Raw genomic sequence first — 16325 nt, 5'->3', positions numbered from 1 at the left:
CCCCCTCCAGGTTGGTTCACCTGTCAGATGCAGGGGAGCAGCGAAGTGTTGTCAGCTCTGCCGGCGGCCGCGATGGATCTCGGTCTCCAGGGCATCCAAGCGGTTGATCCAGAACTTTCGGTACCGGTCCAGCCAGGTGTCGATCTCGCGCAGTGGCCCGGGATCCACGGCGTACAGCCGCCGAGTGCCGGCGACGGTGACGGTCGCGAAGCCGTTGTCGCGCAGTACCCGCAGATGCTGCGAGACGGCCGGCTGGCTGATGCCGAACTCAGTGCCGATCGCCGCGGCGATGCTGCCGGCCGGCAGTTCGCCGTCGGCCAGCAGTTCCAGGATCCGGCGCCGGACCGGGTCGCCGAGGATGTCGAACGCATGCACGGATCGAAGTATTTCAGTGATGACTTATATGAACAAGGGGCGTCGCCGGCCGGCCGGTTTGCGGTCGGTCGTCAACGCGGCCGTGTAACGTTCGGCGCCGTCCGGATCGGCCGGACAAGCGGACCGGGTGCTGGTCAGCCGGTAGGCAACGAGCGAGTCACGGCTAGAATGACCGCGAATGACTACGCCTGGTGCAACGCGGCACGGCGTACCGCATCCAGTGGTTTGAGGAGACACAGCTGTGGGACGCGTCGTGCACAAGTACGGCGGTTCTTCGGTCGCCGACGCCGATTGCATCAAGCGTGTGGCCCAACGGATCGTCGCGACGAAGAAGGCCGGGAACGACGTGGTGGTGGTCATCTCCGCCATGGGCGACACCACCGATGAGCTGATGGACCTGGCCCAGCAGGTGTCCCCGTTGCCGCCGCCGCGCGAGCTGGACATGCTGCTCACCTCCGGGGAGCGGATCTCCGCCGCCCTACTGGCGATGGCGATCGCCAACCTGGGCTACGAAGCGCGAAGTTTCACCGGCTCGCAGGCCGGTGTGATCACCACGTCCGCGCACGGCAACGCCCGGATCATCGACATCACGCCGGGCCGGATCGAGGGAGCGCTGTCCGAGGGCCACATCGCGATCGTGGCCGGGTTCCAGGGCGTCGCCCAGGACACCAAGGACATCACCACGATGGGCCGCGGCGCCTCCGACACCACCGCGGTCGCTCTCGCCGCCGCCCTCGAGGCGGACTACTGCGAGATCTACACCGACGTGGACGGCATCTTCACCGCGGACCCGCGGATCGTGCCGGCCGCCCGGCAGATCCCGAAGATCTCCTACGAGGAGATGCTCGAGATGGCCGCGTGCGGCGCCAAGGTGCTGCACCTGCGCTGCGTCGAGTACGCGCGGCGCTACAACGTCCCCGTCCACGTGCGCTCCTCCTTCTCGCAGAAGGAAGGCACCTGGGTCGTCGATGCGAAGGAACTGGATCAAATGGAACAGGCGATCATCTCCGGCGTGGTCCAGGACCGCAATGAGGCCAAGATCACCGTGGTCGGCGTACCGGACAAGCCCGGTGAGGCGGCCCGGATCTTCGAGACGGTCGCCGGTGCCGAGACCAACATCGACATGATCGTGCAGAACGTGTCCGCGGTCGCCACCAACCGCACCGACATCTCCTTCACGCTGCCCCGCGTCGACGGCGCCCGGGCGATGTCCGCGCTGGCCCGGATGAAGGACGAAGTGGGCTACGAGCAGTTGCTCTACGACGACCAGATCGGCAAGGTGTCGGTGGTCGGTGTCGGAATGCGCTCGCACCCGGGCGTGTCCGCGAAATTCTTCTCCGCGCTCGCCGACGCCGGCGTGAACATCGAGATGATCTCCACCTCGGAGATCCGGATCTCGGTGGTCGTGGACGAGAACCTGGTGGATGCCGCCGTGACCGCGGCGCACACCGCATTCGATCTGGACGACGAGCACACCCAGGCCGTCGTGTACGGAGGAACTGGACGGTGACCCCTGTGAGCGCTGTGGAGAACACGATCGAGGACCGGACGGGTCTGCCTTCCCTGGCGGTGGTCGGTGCGACCGGCGCGGTCGGGTCGGTGATGCTGACTCTGCTCTCGACCCGGGAGAACGTCTGGGGAGAGATCCGGCTGATCGCGTCCGAGCGCTCTGCGGGCAAACGTTTGAAGGTGCGCGGCGAGGAGGTCGAGGTCGTCGCGATCAGCGAGGACGCGTTCGACGGCATCGACGTGGCGATGTTCGACGTACCGGATGCGGTGTCCGCCCAGTGGGCACCGATCGCGGCCGCCAAGGGTGCCGTGGTGGTGGACAACTCCGGCGCGTTCCGGATGGACGCGGAGGTCCCGCTGGTAGTGCCGGAGGTGAACGCCGAAGCGGCCCGGAACCGGCCGCGCGGCATCATCTCCAACCCGAACTGCACGACGCTGTCGATGATCGTCGCGATGGGTGCGCTGCACCACCGCTTCGAGCTCGAGGAGCTGGTCGTCGCGTCGTACCAGGCGGCCTCTGGTGCCGGGCAGGAAGGCATCGACGCGCTGTACGACCAGCTGATGAAGGTGGCCGGCAATCGCGACCTCGGCACCACGCCGGGCGACGTTCGCCGCGTGATCGGCAACGCGCTCGGCCCGTTCCCGGCGCCGCTCGCGCTGAACGTCGTTCCGTGGGCCGGTTCGCTCAAGGACGACGGCTGGTCGTCGGAGGAGCTCAAGGTCCGCAACGAGTCGCGCAAGATCCTCGGCCTGCCCGACCTGAAGGTGTCCGCGACCTGCGTCCGGGTGCCGGTCGTCACCACGCACTCGTTGTCGGTGCACGCGCGGTTCGCCCAGGAGGTCGACGCCGACGAGGCCCGCGAGGTACTGCGGGACGCCCCGGGCGTGCTGCTGTTCGACAACCCGGCGGAGGGTGAGTTCCCGACCCCTGCCGACGTGGTCGGCACCGACCCGACCTGGGTCGGCCGGATCCGCAAGTCGCTGGACGACCCGAACTCGCTGGAGCTGTTCGTCTGCGGCGACAACCTGCGCAAGGGCGCGGCGCTGAACACCGCGCAGATCGCCGAGGTCGTCGCCAAGGAATTCACCGCGACCGCGTCCTAGAAATCCCTTGTAGCAAAGGCCCGTCGCCTGCCCGCCCGCCCCGGCGAGCAAGCGACGGGTGTCTTTACAGCCAGTTCTCCCGTGCGGCGTGCAGGGCGAGCTGGAAGCGGGTGCTTGCGCCGGTGCGGTTCATCAGGCGCTCCAGGTAGCGGAAGAAGGTACGTCGGCTGATACCCAGCGTACGGGCAATCGTGTCGTCCGCGGCACCCGTGGCGAGCAACGCGAGCAGGCGGCGCTCGATCGGTTCGAGCCGGTCGTCCTCCGTGCCGACCGACGCGTGCAGCGGCAGCGCGTTGCGCCAGCACAGCTCGAACATCCCGATCAGGGCGGTCAGCAGACTGCTCGGCCGGATGATCAGCAGCGACCGGTTCACATCGGTGTCGCGCACCGACATCGACACGAACGCGATCGAACCGTCGATGATGGTCAGCTTGGCCGGTACGTAGGGCAGGACCCGCGCCTGCTCGCCGGCCTCCACGCAGGGCAGGATGTTCTCGGTCAGGTACCCCGGCACCTCGACCGACTCCGGTGAGTACACGACCCGGTAGGAGACGCCCCGCTTGAGGTGGTCGATCTCCTCCTGGTTCGGCCCGCCGATGTAGTACGGCGGCGAGTCGATCGCCAGGATCTCCCGCTGCGCACCGCCCTTGATCTGGTGGATGCGTTCGACGATCGCGCTGCCGGTGACGACCTCGATCAGGTGCGTGGTCGACTCGTTGTGCACGGTCCGGCGGAACTCGTCGTACGCGTTCAGCACCTCGATCCGGGCCTGCTTCAACTCGGACTCGCGACGCAGCGTCATCGCCTCCAGGCCGGCGTCGGGTGGCACCGGCAGGAAGCGGGAGTGGTCCGAACCGGACCGCCGCGCCAGGCCCGCCTGCACCAGCCCGCCGAGGGTGGCGTCGATGGTGGCGTCGCGGTCGGGGACCGCCTCGTCCAGTTCGGTGATCGACGACGGACCGGTCCGCAGCAGGTGCTGGTAGACCTTGATCTCGTCGTTGCCGAGTCCGAGCACCTTCAGATGGTCGGCACGCTCCGTGTCCGTTGTGCTCACAACTCTCTCCTCCCTTCCGAGTGCTGTCACTGTCCGCTACCGCCCCTCCAGAGTAGGACGGTCGATCCAGTGCCGATCGCACTGTCCGTGTCGCCCTGAATGCACCCAGCGATATTTGTTGTCCTGTCAGCATTCTTGTGCCGTGTCACCATCTGGCCACCATTTCTGCGCAGTTGTGAGCGAGAATTGAGGTCCAGCAGCCCGGCGACGGACCACCTGAGCGCCGCCGGGCTGCTGTTCCAATTCTGGCCCGAGTTCGCTGTTCCGTCAGCGGAGCCCGTTTCGGTTGGGTCTCGATCCCGGCGCATCGGTGCCCTCGCACTCCCGTGCCATCACCGGCTGTGCTGGAGGGTGTACAAACTGTGCATCTCCATCGTGAGGCCGATGAGGAGGAGAAGCGCCGATGCGACCGGTTCCGCCCCGTTCCGCCGCTCGCTGTGGTGCTGCCGTCCCCAGTGTCCGGTCGTGGCTCCCCGTCCTTGGGTCACGCTGCCGGGCAGTGTCTTCCGTCACCGGCCTCGGGTCCGTCTCGACGTCTGCTGCGCGCACCTGCTGGCGATCGCAGCCGATCCGGGGACGTGCCCACGGCGCGATGACCGCCGCCCTGGTCATCGTGCCTGCCGATCCGGTCTCCGCCCGTCCCGTCTCCGCCCAGCGCGGACGGGTCACCGGATCGCCGGTTGCGGTCGTGTCGCCCCTGACACGGCCCGGGCCCCGGGAGGTGCCGAGCGGAGCTCCGTGGATGGTGAGGCTGTCCATGGCGCGCGGGGACCTCGTGTCCCCCGTCCGGCTCGCCCCGGCCAGGAAGCACCGCCTGGGGCCCACCGCCGGCTGACACCGGTCCAGACCACTGGTGTCCTGGTGCGGCATATCACGCCGCCGGTGTGAACTTCGGTGCCCCGACGGACGTCGTACAGGCGAATTGACCGCGATTTGATTTTGCTCTCTGGTGTTCGCGAGAGTGCATGGCGAGCATGGGTCGCGCGCCGATTGCATGCTCTGGAAGGCGTTTTGGCCGTCGCAGGTTGTCAAATGTATATTCCCGATAACGATCGGCGACGGACGACTTTCTTCCAGTGGTTCACCCAATCGGGCGCGACGTTGGTAGCTGTCTGTACGTCGTTGCTCACTATGGAGGACCACCGTGTCGTCGGCCAAGTGCCCAGTCCGCTACTCTGCTCCCGGTCTGCGTGGCTGCGAACGGCAGGAGTTCGGTCGGCGCGGACTCGACTTCCGGCAGAGAGAGGCGTCGCCTGAATGAACGCGACTAGCGTCGACGAGGAGTTCAACCCGTCGGTGCATGTGTACGAACCGCACAAGGTCGGCCTGCCGCCGTTGCGTCCCTATTTCAAGGCGCTGTGGCAGCGGCGGGAGTTCGCGGCCGAGATGTCCCGGACGAACATCCGGGCCGCCAACACCAACACCTTCTTCGGACAGGTGTGGCTGGTGCTGAACCCGTTGCTCCTGGCGGCTGTCTACTACCTGCTGACGGAGATCATCGCGGGCGGTGCCAACAAGACCGGCGGCGCGGAGCGGTTCGTGCACATGTGTGGCGGCCTCTTCGTCTTCTATTACTTCTCCGGTGCGATGACGGCCGGAGCGACCAGTGTCGTCGGCGGCGGCAAGCTGCTGATGAACATGTCGTTCCCGCGGATGCTGCTGCCGCTGGCCGCGTTGCGGACGGCGTTCTTCCGCTTCTTGCCGACGATGGTCGTGTATCTGGCGATCCACCTGATCATGGGACAGCCGCTGCGGTGGCCGATGCTGCTCGCGCCGGCGTTCCTGATCATGCTGACGTTCTTCGCAGCCGGCATGGGCATGGTCTTCGCCGCGCTGCAGGTGTACTTCCGGGACACGACGTCCTTCCTGCCGTACTTCGTGCGGATCTGGCTGTACCTGTCCCCGGTGCTGTGGTTCGCCGAGCAGGCACCGGCCAGGTTCAAGGGCTTCATCCAGTACAACCCGCTCTACTCGCTGATCGGCGGCTGGACCGACCTGCTCGTCCGCGGTGACATCCCGCCGCTGAAGATGTGGGTCGGAGCCGGGTTCTGGGCGGTCCTCGCCGCCGTGGTCGGCTCGTTGTTCTTCATGTCGAGGGAGCGTGAGTTCGTTGTCCGTCTCTGAGGCTGAGAAGAAATCGATGCAGAAGACCGAGCCGGCCGCGCCCGCCGTCAAGGTGCAGGACGTGTCCATCACCTACCGGACCACGTTCGAGCGGGTGCCGACCTTCAAGAGCGCGATCGTCCGGTTCGGCCGCGGCGAGCGGGCGATCCGCGAGGTCAAGGCCGTACAGAACGTCTCCTTCGACGTGAACCACGGCACCACCATCGGCATCATCGGTGCCAACGGCGCCGGCAAGTCGACGCTGATGCGGTCGATCGCCGGCATCCTGCCGCCGACCTCGGGCCGGATCGAGGTGCACGGCCGGGTCAGCACCCTGCTGTCGCTGGGCGTCGGCTTCAACGCGGCCCTGTCCGGCCGCGAGAACGTCGTCCTCGGTGGACTGGCCGCGGGCCTCAGCCGCAAGGCGATCCAGGAGAGGTACGAGGAGATCGCGGAGTTCGCCGAGCTCGGTGACTTCATGGAGATGCCGATGCGGACGTACTCGTCCGGCATGTTCAGCCGGCTGGCGTTCTCCGTCGCGGTCCACATGGACCCGGACATCCTGCTGATCGACGAGGCCCTGTCGGCCGGCGACGCGTCCTTCAAGACGAAGGCCGCGGCCAAGATGAACGAACTGGTCACCAACAGCCGGACCATGTTCCTGGTCAGCCACGCGATGAGCAGCGTCCGGGATCTGTGCAACGACTGCATCTGGCTGCACAAGGGCAAGGTGATGATGCGTGGTGAGCCCAACGAGGTGATCACGGCGTACACCAAGTTCCTCCAGGTCGGTGAGAAGGAATCCGTCTCTCTCGAGGACCTCTGACCATGCCCAATGCCGGGCCCCACGCCGGGTCACGCAGTACGGCGCCGGACGTGGGGATCATCACGACCGGTCACGACGTCGCCGACGCGCGCCTGCACAAGATCACCGCGGCCCTGCACCACCGGGGCCTGAGCGTCGAGCTGTGGGGCCTGGGTGAGGCCGAAGGCGGGCCGGTCGGTGCGGTCGTCCACGCGGGTCCTCGGGGCAACCTGGTCCAGCGGATGGCCCGGACCGCGGTGTTGCCGTGGCGGACCAAGGCGAAGGTGGTGATGACGGTCGATCCGGACATGATCCCGGTCACCCGTCTCGTCACCAGCCTGCGCCGTCGCAAAATGGTTGCCGACGTTCACGAGGACTACGACCTGCTGCTCGCCGACCGCGCCTGGGCGAGGGGACCGGCCGGCCTCCCGGCCCGGCTGATCGTCCGGGCGGGTTCCAAGCTGGCCGCCGGCGCCGACCTGACCGTCGTCGCCGACTCGCATCTGGCCCCGCACGAGGCGAAGCGGCGGCTGGTCGTCCAGAACCTCCCCTACGTGCCGTTCCTGGCCCCGACGCCGCCTTGGGGCCAGCCGCGGGCCGTGTACATCGGGGACCTGCGGGCCAGCCGTGGCTTGTTCGACATGGTCGAGACCGTCGCCGCGGCGCCGGACTGGTCACTCGACCTGGTCGGCCCGGTGGCGCCTTCGGACTGGGACCAGCTTCAGGCCCGGATCGAGCAGTCCGATCTGGCCGGCCGGGTCCGGTTGCACGGGCGCCAGCCTCCGGCCGACGCGTGGCGGCTCACCCAGGGTGCCTGGGCCGGCCTGGCGATGCTGCAGCCGACACCGGCGTTCGTGGAAGCGATGCCGTCGAAGATCTACGAGTACCTCGCCAGCGGTCTTCCCGTCCTGTCCACCCGGCTGCCCCGGCAGACCAGGGTGATCGAGGAGTCCGGTGGCGGAGTCCTGGTGGACTCGGTGGCAGAGGCGTCCGAGATCCTGCAGCGCTGGTCCGCGGATCCCGGTGAGCTGGAGAAACTGCGCGACCACGCGCTTCAGTGGGCGGCCGACCATCTGCCCGCGACCACGCCGTACGACGAACTGGCCGACGCGATTCTCAACTTGCTAAGAGGAAGTGCATGAAGGACCGCCCACACATGCTGTATGTCGCCTGGGGCTTTCCGCCCTGTCGAGGAGGCGGTGTCTACCGGGCCTTGGCCACGGCCAACCGGTTCGCCGCGCTCGGCTGGAAGGTGACGGTGCTGACGGCCGACCGCGAGACCTTCCACCGGTTCACCGGCGCCGACCTGACCCTGGAGGAGCGGGTCGACCCGTCCATCGAGGTCGTCCGGGTGCCGTTCGACTGGCCGATCCTCGAGGCCGACCTGCGCCGGTGGTCCAAGCGCCGTGCCCTCAACCCGAAGGTCTGGAGCAAGTGGCGGACCAAGCAGGACCACGTGCCGTTCCCGGAGACCGGGTACGGGCCGTGGCGCTCGGTCATCGAGAAGGCCGCGGAGCGGATCCACAAGGCGCACAAGGTCGACCTGACGGTCGCCACCGCGAACCCGAACGTCGCGTTCACCCCGGCGTACCTGCTGCACAAGAAGTACGGCGTGCCGTACGTGATGGACTACCGCGACGCGTGGCTGCTGGACGTGTTCACCGGTGACCGGCTGCACGAGCCGAAGAGTCGTGCGGCCCGCTGGGAGAAGAAGCTGGTCGACTCCGCGCGCGAGATCTGGTTCGTGAACGACCCGATCCGGGACTGGCACGAGAAGCTCTACCCGGCGCACGCGGACAAGATGCACACGGTCTCCAACGGCTTCGACGCCGACCTGGTGCCGGACACCACGGACCGCGGTCCGGCCGGCGATCGGCCATTGACCTTCGGGTACGTCGGTACCGTGTCGCCGAAGGTTCCGCTGACCGAGTTCGTCGAGGGCTGGCAGTTGGCCCGCTCGCAGTCCAACGAGCTGGCCGGCGCGAAGGCGAAGATCTACGGCTATCTCGGGTACTACGCCCAGCCGCGCGCCGACATGCTTGCCACGATCAACAAGGCCACCGACGACGGGGTCAGCTACGAGGGCCCCGTCGGCAAGGCGGAGATCGCCCGCGCATACGACGAGTTCGACGTCCAGCTGCTGATGCTGGGCAAGGGGCGGTACGTGACCAGCGGCAAGGTGTTCGAGTACCTGGCGACCGGGTTGCCGATCGTGTCCGTGCACGACCCGGAGAACGCGGCGTCCGACGTACTGCGTGGTCATCCGTTGTGGTTCCCGGTGACGGACGTGACGCCGGAGGCGATCGCGGACGCGCTGATCGAGGCGGCGCACGCGGCCCGGACGGCGGACGAGGGGATCCGGGCGAAGGCGCGTGAGTTCGGTGCGTCGTACCGGCGGGATCTGCAGCTGGATCCGCGGATCGAGTCGCTGGCCGCATCCGTGCAGGGGGTGGCGGCGTGAAGACCGTCGTCCTGCTGAGCACCCGGCGCCTTCCGCCGACGTACTTCGACACCGTCCGCGAGGACCTCGGCAACCAGGAGCTGTCGCTCGACGTCATCGCCTGGATGCCGCCGTCGGGCTACGTCGCCGACAGAGTCCACACCTTCACCCTCATCGGGCCCGGCCGGATGCCCAAAGCCCCAGCCCCGGAGCCGGTTGTCGAGGCTGACCCGACCGAGGAAGCCCCGGATGCGGTGATCGCTCCGGAGGCTGTTGCCGAGCCGGAGTCCGTGGTCGGCGAAGGTGAAGTCGCACCGGCTGCGGCTGAGGTCCCCGCCGATGCGGCGGAAGACGAAGCTGCCTCCACCACCCCGGCGGGTGCCGCTGCCTCCTCTCGGGGTGCGGGGGAGGCGCGGCCTGTGGGGATCACGCGGTTTCGGAAGGCTTTGGGGTGGCGGTATCGGAAGGCTCGCAAGGCTGCGGGCAAGGTGTTGCCTAAGGCAATCAAGACGTCGGCGCCGGTGAAGTTCCTGCGCGGGAACCGGGCCAGCAAGGACCTGGGCAAGACGTACTGGGGCCGGATCGAGGGCCGTCGCGACGTACTGTCCACGATCGAGAAGGCGGATGTCGTCATCGCCCTCGACGCCGGTGCGATCTGGGCCGGCTGGAACCTCGGCCGGCGCCGCGGCAGCGTCCCGGTCGTCCTCGGTCTTCCGGCCGCCCGCCGCGAGCTGGATCAGCTGAAGGCCACGACAAAGGCCGCTGCAGGTAATGGATGACACGATGACGGTGACGCGTTCGATCCGCGAGCACCTGCCGGCGCCACTGGCCCGGACCGCCGGAGCGGTCCGGCGGCGCCTGCGTGGTGTGCGGTACTCGTTCGCGCAACTGCCGGCGTTCCCGCCGGTGGCCACGACCCCCGTGCGGATGCTGGTCGGACCGACCAACTCCGCCGGTCAGGGGCACGCCTGGGCCCAAGCCGCCCAGACGATCCCCGGGGTCGGCGCCGTCTCGTTCACGTTGCAGCGCAAGGCGCAGTTCCAGTTCGTCCACGACTACGGCGTGCCGCTCGCCTGGTTCGGCCAGCCGCGTTGGCAGCGGGCCCAGGAGCAGCACATCGTCGGTTCGTACACGCACGTGATGGTGGAGTCGCTGCGCCCGATCTTCGGTGCCCGCGGCTTCCCGGACGCGTCGCCCGACATCGCGACCATGGTCGATGCCGGCATCAACGTTTCCCTGCTCTTCCACGGTTCCGACATCCGGCTGCCCAGCCGGCACGCGAAGCGCGAGCGCTGGTCGCCGTTCGTCCCCGGTGACGAGCTGACCGAGCGCCTGGAGACGCAGGCCCGTCGGCACGCCGAGCTGGTCGAGAGCCTCGGCCTGCCGGTGTTCGTGTCCACGGTCGATCTGCTGGACGACGTACCGGACGCGCGATGGTTGCCGGTGGCGATCGATGCGACGCGCTGGCAGCAGGCGGCCCGCCCGCTGTTCACCGGCGAACGACCGGTCGTCGCGCACGTCCCGTCGAACGCGAAACTCAAGGGCACCGAGGAGATCGACGCCGTACTGACCCGGCTGCACGAGTCCGGCGCGATCGAGTACCGACGCATCACCGGCGTACCGCACGATCGGATGCCGAGCGTCATCGGCGACGCCGACATCGTTGTCGACCAACTTCGGATCGGCCTGTACGGCGTGGCCGCCGCGGAAGCACTGGCCGCCGGGCGGATTGTGGTGTCGTACGTCGGTGACGCCGTGCGCCACCGGGTTCGTAGTCTGACCGGACGAGAGGTGCCGATCGTGGAGGCGGATCCAGACACCCTGGGTGATGTCGTCACGGGCCTGATCGCCGATCGTGACGCCGCCGCCGAGTGGGCGGCCGCCGGCCCCGGCTACGTGGCGGAATTGCACGACGGAAGCCGGTCGGCCGAAGCACTCACCACCTGGCTCACTTCGAAGGAGACCCTGTGACGTCCCGCATCGCGCCCACCGCCGACGTCGACGGCAGCGCCGTGATCGGCGACGGTTCGTCGATCTGGCATCTGGCCCAGATCCGCGAGAACGCGGTGCTGGGCGAGAACTGCATCGTCGGCCGCGGTGCCTATGTCGGGACCGGGGTCCGGATGGGCAAGAACTGCAAGATCCAGAACAACGCTCTGGTCTACGAACCGGCCTCGCTCGAGGACGGCGTGTTCATCGGTCCGGCCGTGGTGCTGACCAACGACTACTTCCCGCGCGCGGTGAACCCGGACGGCTCACTGAAGAGCGGGCACGACTGGGAGCCGGTCGGCGTCACGATGAAGGAAGGCTGCTCGCTCGGCGCGCGCAGCGTCTGCGTGGCGCCGGTCACCATCGGCCGCTGGGCCACCGTCGCCGCGGGTGCGGTGGTCACCAAGGACGTGCCAGACTTCGCGCTGGTCGCCGGGGTTCCGGCCCGCCGGATCAAGTGGGTCGGCAAGGCCGGAGTTCCGTTGCTCGACGTCGGGAACGGCGAGTGGAAGTGCCCGGCCACGGGCGAGACGTACATCGAAACCGACGGACGGCTGCGGCCGGCCGATGAAGACATGGAGGAGAACTGATGGTGCAGCCGATTCCGGCCGCGAAGCCGATCATCGGGGAGGAGGAGCGCGAGGCCGTCGACCGGGTGATGCAGTCCGGCATGCTTGCCCAGGGCCCCGAGGTGGCGGCGTTCGAGCAGGAGTTCGGCGCAGCGCTCGTCTCCGGCCGAGCCTGCGTCGCGACGAATTCGGGCACGTCGGGTCTCCACCTCGGCCTGCTGGCCGCGGGTGTCGGGCCGGGTGACGAGGTCATCGTCCCGTCCTTCACCTTCGCCGCGACCGCGAACAGCGTCGCGCTGACCGGCGCCGCCCCGGTGTTCGCCGACATCGAGCCGACGTACTTCTGCCTGGACCCGGCCGCGGTCGAGGCCGCGATCACCGAGAAGACCAAGGCCGTCATGCCGGTGCACCTGTTCGGTCATCCGGCGAACATGACCGCCCTGCAGGCCATTGCGGACAAGCACGGCATCCAGATCTACGAGGACGCCGCGCAGGCGCACGGCGCGACCTGGGACGGCGCGCAGGTCGGCGGCTTCGGCGAGTTCGCGATGTTCAGCCTGTATCCGACCAAGAACATGACGTCCGGTGAGGGCGGTATGAACTCGGTCGCGAACGCCGACATCGAGCGCCGGATGCGCCTGCTGCGCAACCAGGGCATGCTCAAGCAGTACGAGAACGAGCTGGTCGGCCTGAACAACCGGATGACCGACCTGCACGCAGCGATCGGCCGGGTGCAGCTGACCAAGCTGACCGGCTGGACCAAGCAGCGGCAGGAGAACGCGGCCTTCCTGGACGCGAACCTGCAGGGTGTCGCCGTACCGGCCGTGGCCGCCGAGGCGACGCACGTCTACCACCAGTACACGATCCGGGTGACCGAGGACCGCGACGGCTTCGCGAACGCGCTGCGCACCGAGCACGGCGTCGGCTGCGGTGTCTACTACCCGATCCCGAACCACCGGCTGCCCTCGTTCCAGCGCGAGCTGGACCTGCCGGAGACCGAGAAGGCCGCGGCGCAGGTGCTCTCGCTGCCGGTCCACCCCTCGCTGTCCGAGGAAGACCTGAACCGGATCGTTTCCGCGGTGAACACCGTGGCGAAGGCTGGTGCGTGAGATGGCGAACCTGCGAGCCGGACTGATCGGCCTGGGCATGATGGGGCGCCACCACGCCCGCGTGCTCGCCTCCCTCGAGGGCGTCGACCTGGTCGCCGTCGCCGACCCCGGTGGCGACAAGTTCGGCGTGGCCGGCGGTCGCCCGGTGCACGAGAACATCGAGCAGTTGATTGCCGAGGGCATCGACTACTGCATGGTGGCCGTCCCGACGCAGTACCACTCGGAGATCGCCAAGCCGCTGGCCGAGGCCGGCGTACACGCGATGATCGAGAAGCCGCTGGCCGGGTCCGCGGCCGAGGCGACCGAGATCGCCAAGGCGTTCGAGGCGGCCGGCGTGATCGGCGCAGTCGGCCACATCGAGCGGTACAACCCGGCGCTGCAGGCGCTGCGGGTGCGGCTGGAGGCCGGCGAGCTGGGCGACATCTACCAGATCACCACCCGCCGCCAGGGCCCGTTCCCGGCCCGGATCGCCGACGTCGGCGTGGTGCTCGACCTGGCCACCCACGACATCGACCTGACCGCCTGGGTGACCCAGTCGCCGTTCATCGCGGTGTCCGCACAGAGCGCGCACAAGTCCGGCCGGCAGTACGAGGACCTGATCGCGGTGACCGGCAAGCTTGCCGACGGCACCGTGACCAGCCACCTGGTCAACTGGCTCTCCCCGATGAAGGAGCGGCTCACCGTCGTCACCGGTGAGAAGGGCGCGTTCATCGCCGACACGCTGCTGGCCGACCTGTCCTTCCACGCCAACGGCACGGTCGCCACCGCGTGGGACGACGTCGCGCACTTCCGCGGTGTCAGCGAGGGCGACATGATCCGGTACGCGATCAGCAAGCCGGAGCCGCTGCGCACCGAGCACGAGGCGTTCCGGGACGCGGTGCTGGGCAAGGAGACCGACATCGTCACGCTGAAGCAGGGTCTGCAGACCGTCGTCGTCGCCGAGGCCGTGATCCAGTCCGCCGCCGAGGACCGCACCATCAAGGTCGCCCCGGAGCTCCCGCAGTCATGAAGGTCCTGAGTGTCGTCGGGGCACGACCACAGTTCGTCAAGCTGGCGCCGGTGGCGGAGGCATTCGCCGCCACCGAGCACCAGCATGTGATCGTGCACACCGGGCAGCACTACGACAAGAACATGTCCGACGTGTTCTTCGCCGACCTGCGCATCCCGGACCCGGACGTCCACCTGGGCGTCGGGTCCGGCAGTCACGGTGTCCAGACCGGCGCGATGCTGGCCGCGATGGACGCCGTACTGGACGAGCACCAGCCCGACTGGGTGCTGGTGTACGGCGACACCAACTCGACGCTGGCCGGGACGCTGTCGGCGGTGAAGATGCACCTGCCGGTGGCGCACCTGGAGGCAGGGTTGCGGTCGTTCAACCGGCGGATGCCGGAGGAGCACAACCGCGTCCTCACCGACCACGCGGCCGACATCCTGCTGGCCCCGACCCAGGTGGCGATGGACCACCTGGCCAACGAGGGTCTGACGGACAAGGCGCGGCTGGTCGGCGACGTGATGACGGACGTGTGCTTCCGGGTCCGCGACGCGGTCCAGGACAAGCCGCTGGACCTGCCGTTCAAGCGCGGCGAGTACGTCGTCTCGACCATCCACCGGGCCGAGAACACCGACGACCCGGCGCGGCTGGCGGCGATCATCGACGGTCTCGCGGCCGCTGGTGCACCGGTGCTGCTGCTCGCGCATCCGCGGCTGGTCGCGCGCTGCGCGGAGTACGGCATCAAGCTCGACCGTCCGGACGGTTCGCTGCACGTCCGGGAACCGCTGGCCTACCCGGAGATGGTCGCGGCCGTGCTCGGCTCGGCCGGTGTGGTGACCGACTCCGGTGGTCTCCAGAAGGAGGCGTTCCTGCTCGGCCGGGTGTGCACAACGTTGCGCACCGAGACCGAATGGGTGGAGACCCTGGACGACGGCTGGAACGTCCTGACATCCGACGTGAGCAAGTTGCCCGGACTGGCCGCCCGGCCTGTCCCGGCATCAAACCGCCCCATGCCCTACGGAGACGGCCACGCCGCAGGCCGGGTCGTCTCCGCTCTCGCGGAGTAGACATATGACGAAGGCCGCCGAGGAAGACCAGAGCCAACAGCCAGCGCCGGGGACCCAGTCCCCGGCGTCGGCCGTTGCCGACGTCACGGCGGATACCGGTGTCTCCAGTCCGGAGGTGCCACGCAAGAGACTACCCAGAGTGGAGTCGCTGACCGGTCTGCGGTGGTGGGCGGCGTTCTTCGTGTTCTGCCACCACATGTCCAACCTGGCGCCGCTGCCGATCTTCGACTTCCTCAAGTGGGGCACGTCGGGGGTGACGTTCTTCTTCGTGCTGTCCGGTTTCGTGCTGACCTGGTCGGCCCAGCCGGGGACGAAGATCCGCACCTTCTACCGGCGCCGGTTCGCCCGGATCTGGCCGGCCCACATGGTCGCGCTGATCGCGGCCTTCTTCGTGTTCTACCGGGTCGATCCGCCGGCCGACATGCCCTGGATCAAGCCGATCTCGCTCACCGTGCTGCTGCTGTCGGTGCTACTGCTGCACGGCTGGACGAACGATCCGACGATCCTGTACGGCGGCAACCCGGCGTCCTGGACGTTGTCGGTGGAGGCGTTCTTCTACGCGTACCACCCGTTCGTGCAGCGGGCCACGGCCAGGCTGAAGGTGACCGGTGGCCTGATCTTCTGTGTGGCCATCCTCGTGGTCTCGGGGGCCTACCGGCTCTCGTTGTTCCACTTCCCCGGTGTCATACCGGTGTTCCCTCAACCCGTGCTGCACTCGACGTCGTTCCTGTTCGGCATCGCGCTGGCGATCACGCTCCGGTCCGGCTGGAAGCCGCGGATCCCGGTCTGGTTCGCGTTCCTGGTCGTCGGGTTCGGCCTGTTCACCCTGTACTACTCCGGCGGGCACCCGGCCAAGGTCCCCTTCGGCATCACCATCGGCCTGACCCAGAAGGAGATCCTGACCCTGCTGTACGGCTTCCTGATCTTCGCCGTCGCGATCCGCGACACCCGCGGCGGCAGGTCCTGGCTACGCAGCAAGCCGCTGGTCGCGCTCGGCCAGTGGTCCTACTCCTTCTACCTGATCCACGCCACCGTCCTGTACGCGATCGTGGAGATCCACGGTCCGGTCGGCAGGGTCGGCTGGTTCAACCTGACCTGGTACGCCGGTGTCTGCGCCCTCTCGATCCTCGCCTCGTGGCTGATGTACAAGTTCGTCGAGCATCCGCTGGAACGGAAGCTGCGAGGCCCCCGATGAAGAATCACTACCTAG

General features: G+C 68.2%; 15 protein-coding genes. 13 read left to right on the top strand and 2 right to left on the bottom strand.

What is annotated here, in order from left to right; translation table 11 throughout:
- Positions 1–51: 51 nt before the first annotated feature.
- The gene (locus OG817_RS35205; RefSeq protein ID WP_406049137.1) at positions 52–375 is read right to left on the bottom strand and encodes an ArsR/SmtB family transcription factor; all 324 of its coding nucleotides are present in this window, start codon (positions 373–375) and stop codon (positions 52–54) included.
- A 241-nt stretch (positions 376–616) separates the two neighbouring features.
- Here OG817_RS35205 and OG817_RS35200 point away from each other — a divergent pair, with 241 nt between their 5' ends.
- A complete protein-coding gene (locus tag OG817_RS35200) occupies positions 617–1885 on the top strand; it encodes an aspartate kinase (RefSeq protein WP_131361394.1) in 1269 nt (422 codons plus the stop codon).
- A 5-nt stretch (positions 1886–1890) separates the two neighbouring features.
- Entirely contained in the window at positions 1891–2988 is a 1098-nt protein-coding gene (locus OG817_RS35195; RefSeq protein ID WP_406049136.1) for an aspartate-semialdehyde dehydrogenase, read from the top strand.
- 64 nt (positions 2989–3052) lie between these two features.
- Here OG817_RS35195 and OG817_RS35190 read toward each other — a convergent pair whose 3' ends face one another.
- Positions 3053–4042: a helix-turn-helix domain-containing protein gene (locus OG817_RS35190; RefSeq protein ID WP_406049134.1), complete on the bottom strand. Its 990-nt coding sequence runs from the start codon at positions 4040–4042 to the stop codon at positions 3053–3055.
- 1257 nt (positions 4043–5299) lie between these two features.
- Here OG817_RS35190 and OG817_RS35185 point away from each other — a divergent pair.
- The 11 genes from OG817_RS35185 to OG817_RS35135 all read left to right on the top strand — a co-directional run bounded on the left by OG817_RS35185 (position 5300) and on the right by OG817_RS35135 (position 16310).
- Positions 5300–6166 (top strand): ABC transporter permease, encoded by an 867-nt coding sequence (locus OG817_RS35185; protein WP_360457004.1) that lies wholly within the window; start codon positions 5300–5302, stop codon positions 6164–6166.
- A 16-nt stretch (positions 6167–6182) separates the two neighbouring features.
- The gene (locus tag OG817_RS35180) at positions 6183–6971 is read left to right on the top strand and encodes an ABC transporter ATP-binding protein (RefSeq protein ID WP_396390948.1); all 789 of its coding nucleotides are present in this window, start codon (positions 6183–6185) and stop codon (positions 6969–6971) included.
- 2 nt (positions 6972–6973) lie between these two features.
- Positions 6974–8092: a glycosyltransferase gene (locus OG817_RS35175; RefSeq protein WP_396390949.1), complete on the top strand. Its 1119-nt coding sequence runs from the start codon at positions 6974–6976 to the stop codon at positions 8090–8092.
- On the top strand, positions 8089–9411 hold the full coding sequence (locus tag OG817_RS35170) for a glycosyltransferase (protein WP_406049132.1): 1323 nt from the start codon (positions 8089–8091) through the stop codon (positions 9409–9411). Before OG817_RS35175 ends, OG817_RS35170 begins: the two co-directional genes overlap by 4 nt.
- The gene (locus tag OG817_RS35165; protein WP_406049130.1) at positions 9408–10169 is read left to right on the top strand and encodes a hypothetical protein; all 762 of its coding nucleotides are present in this window, start codon (positions 9408–9410) and stop codon (positions 10167–10169) included. The genes OG817_RS35170 and OG817_RS35165 overlap by 4 nt, the downstream gene beginning before the upstream one ends.
- A gap of 4 nt (positions 10170–10173) precedes the next feature.
- Positions 10174–11361 (top strand): hypothetical protein, encoded by a 1188-nt coding sequence (locus OG817_RS35160; protein WP_406049128.1) that lies wholly within the window; start codon positions 10174–10176, stop codon positions 11359–11361.
- Entirely contained in the window at positions 11358–11969 is a 612-nt protein-coding gene (locus OG817_RS35155) for an acyltransferase (RefSeq protein WP_406049127.1), read from the top strand. Before OG817_RS35160 ends, OG817_RS35155 begins: the two co-directional genes overlap by 4 nt.
- On the top strand, positions 11966–13057 hold the full coding sequence (locus tag OG817_RS35150) for a DegT/DnrJ/EryC1/StrS family aminotransferase (RefSeq protein ID WP_406057582.1): 1092 nt from the start codon (positions 11966–11968) through the stop codon (positions 13055–13057). Before OG817_RS35155 ends, OG817_RS35150 begins: the two co-directional genes overlap by 4 nt.
- Position 13058: 1 nt before the next feature.
- Positions 13059–14066, top strand: coding sequence for a Gfo/Idh/MocA family protein (locus OG817_RS35145; protein WP_406049125.1), 1008 nt, complete (start codon positions 13059–13061; stop codon positions 14064–14066).
- On the top strand, positions 14063–15115 hold the full coding sequence (wecB, locus tag OG817_RS35140) for a non-hydrolyzing UDP-N-acetylglucosamine 2-epimerase (protein WP_396390956.1): 1053 nt from the start codon (positions 14063–14065) through the stop codon (positions 15113–15115). The genes OG817_RS35145 and wecB overlap by 4 nt, the downstream gene beginning before the upstream one ends.
- A 139-nt stretch (positions 15116–15254) precedes the next feature.
- Entirely contained in the window at positions 15255–16310 is a 1056-nt protein-coding gene (locus OG817_RS35135) for an acyltransferase family protein (RefSeq protein ID WP_406049123.1), read from the top strand.
- The last annotated feature ends 15 nt before the right edge of the window (positions 16311–16325 follow it).

The sequence above is a fragment of the Kribbella sp. NBC_00889 genome, from assembly GCF_045207705.1.
Lineage (GTDB): Bacteria > Actinomycetota > Actinomycetes > Propionibacteriales > Kribbellaceae > Kribbella.
This window is presented reverse-complemented; position numbering and strand designations above follow the sequence as displayed.

Coding starts and splice junctions, on each gene's coding strand:
- OG817_RS35170 (WP_406049132.1), top strand. CDS start 8,089: ATGAAGGACCGCCCACACATGCTGTATGTCGCCTGGGGCTTTCCGCCC.
- OG817_RS35160 (WP_406049128.1), top strand. CDS start 10,174: ATGACGGTGACGCGTTCGATCCGCGAGCACCTGCCGGCGCCACTGGCC.
- wecB (WP_396390956.1), top strand. CDS start 14,063: ATGAAGGTCCTGAGTGTCGTCGGGGCACGACCACAGTTCGTCAAGCTG.
- OG817_RS35175 (WP_396390949.1), top strand. CDS start 6,974: ATGCCCAATGCCGGGCCCCACGCCGGGTCACGCAGTACGGCGCCGGAC.
- OG817_RS35180 (WP_396390948.1), top strand. CDS start 6,183: ATGCAGAAGACCGAGCCGGCCGCGCCCGCCGTCAAGGTGCAGGACGTG.
- OG817_RS35145 (WP_406049125.1), top strand. CDS start 13,059: ATGGCGAACCTGCGAGCCGGACTGATCGGCCTGGGCATGATGGGGCGC.
- OG817_RS35185 (WP_360457004.1), top strand. CDS start 5,300: ATGAACGCGACTAGCGTCGACGAGGAGTTCAACCCGTCGGTGCATGTG.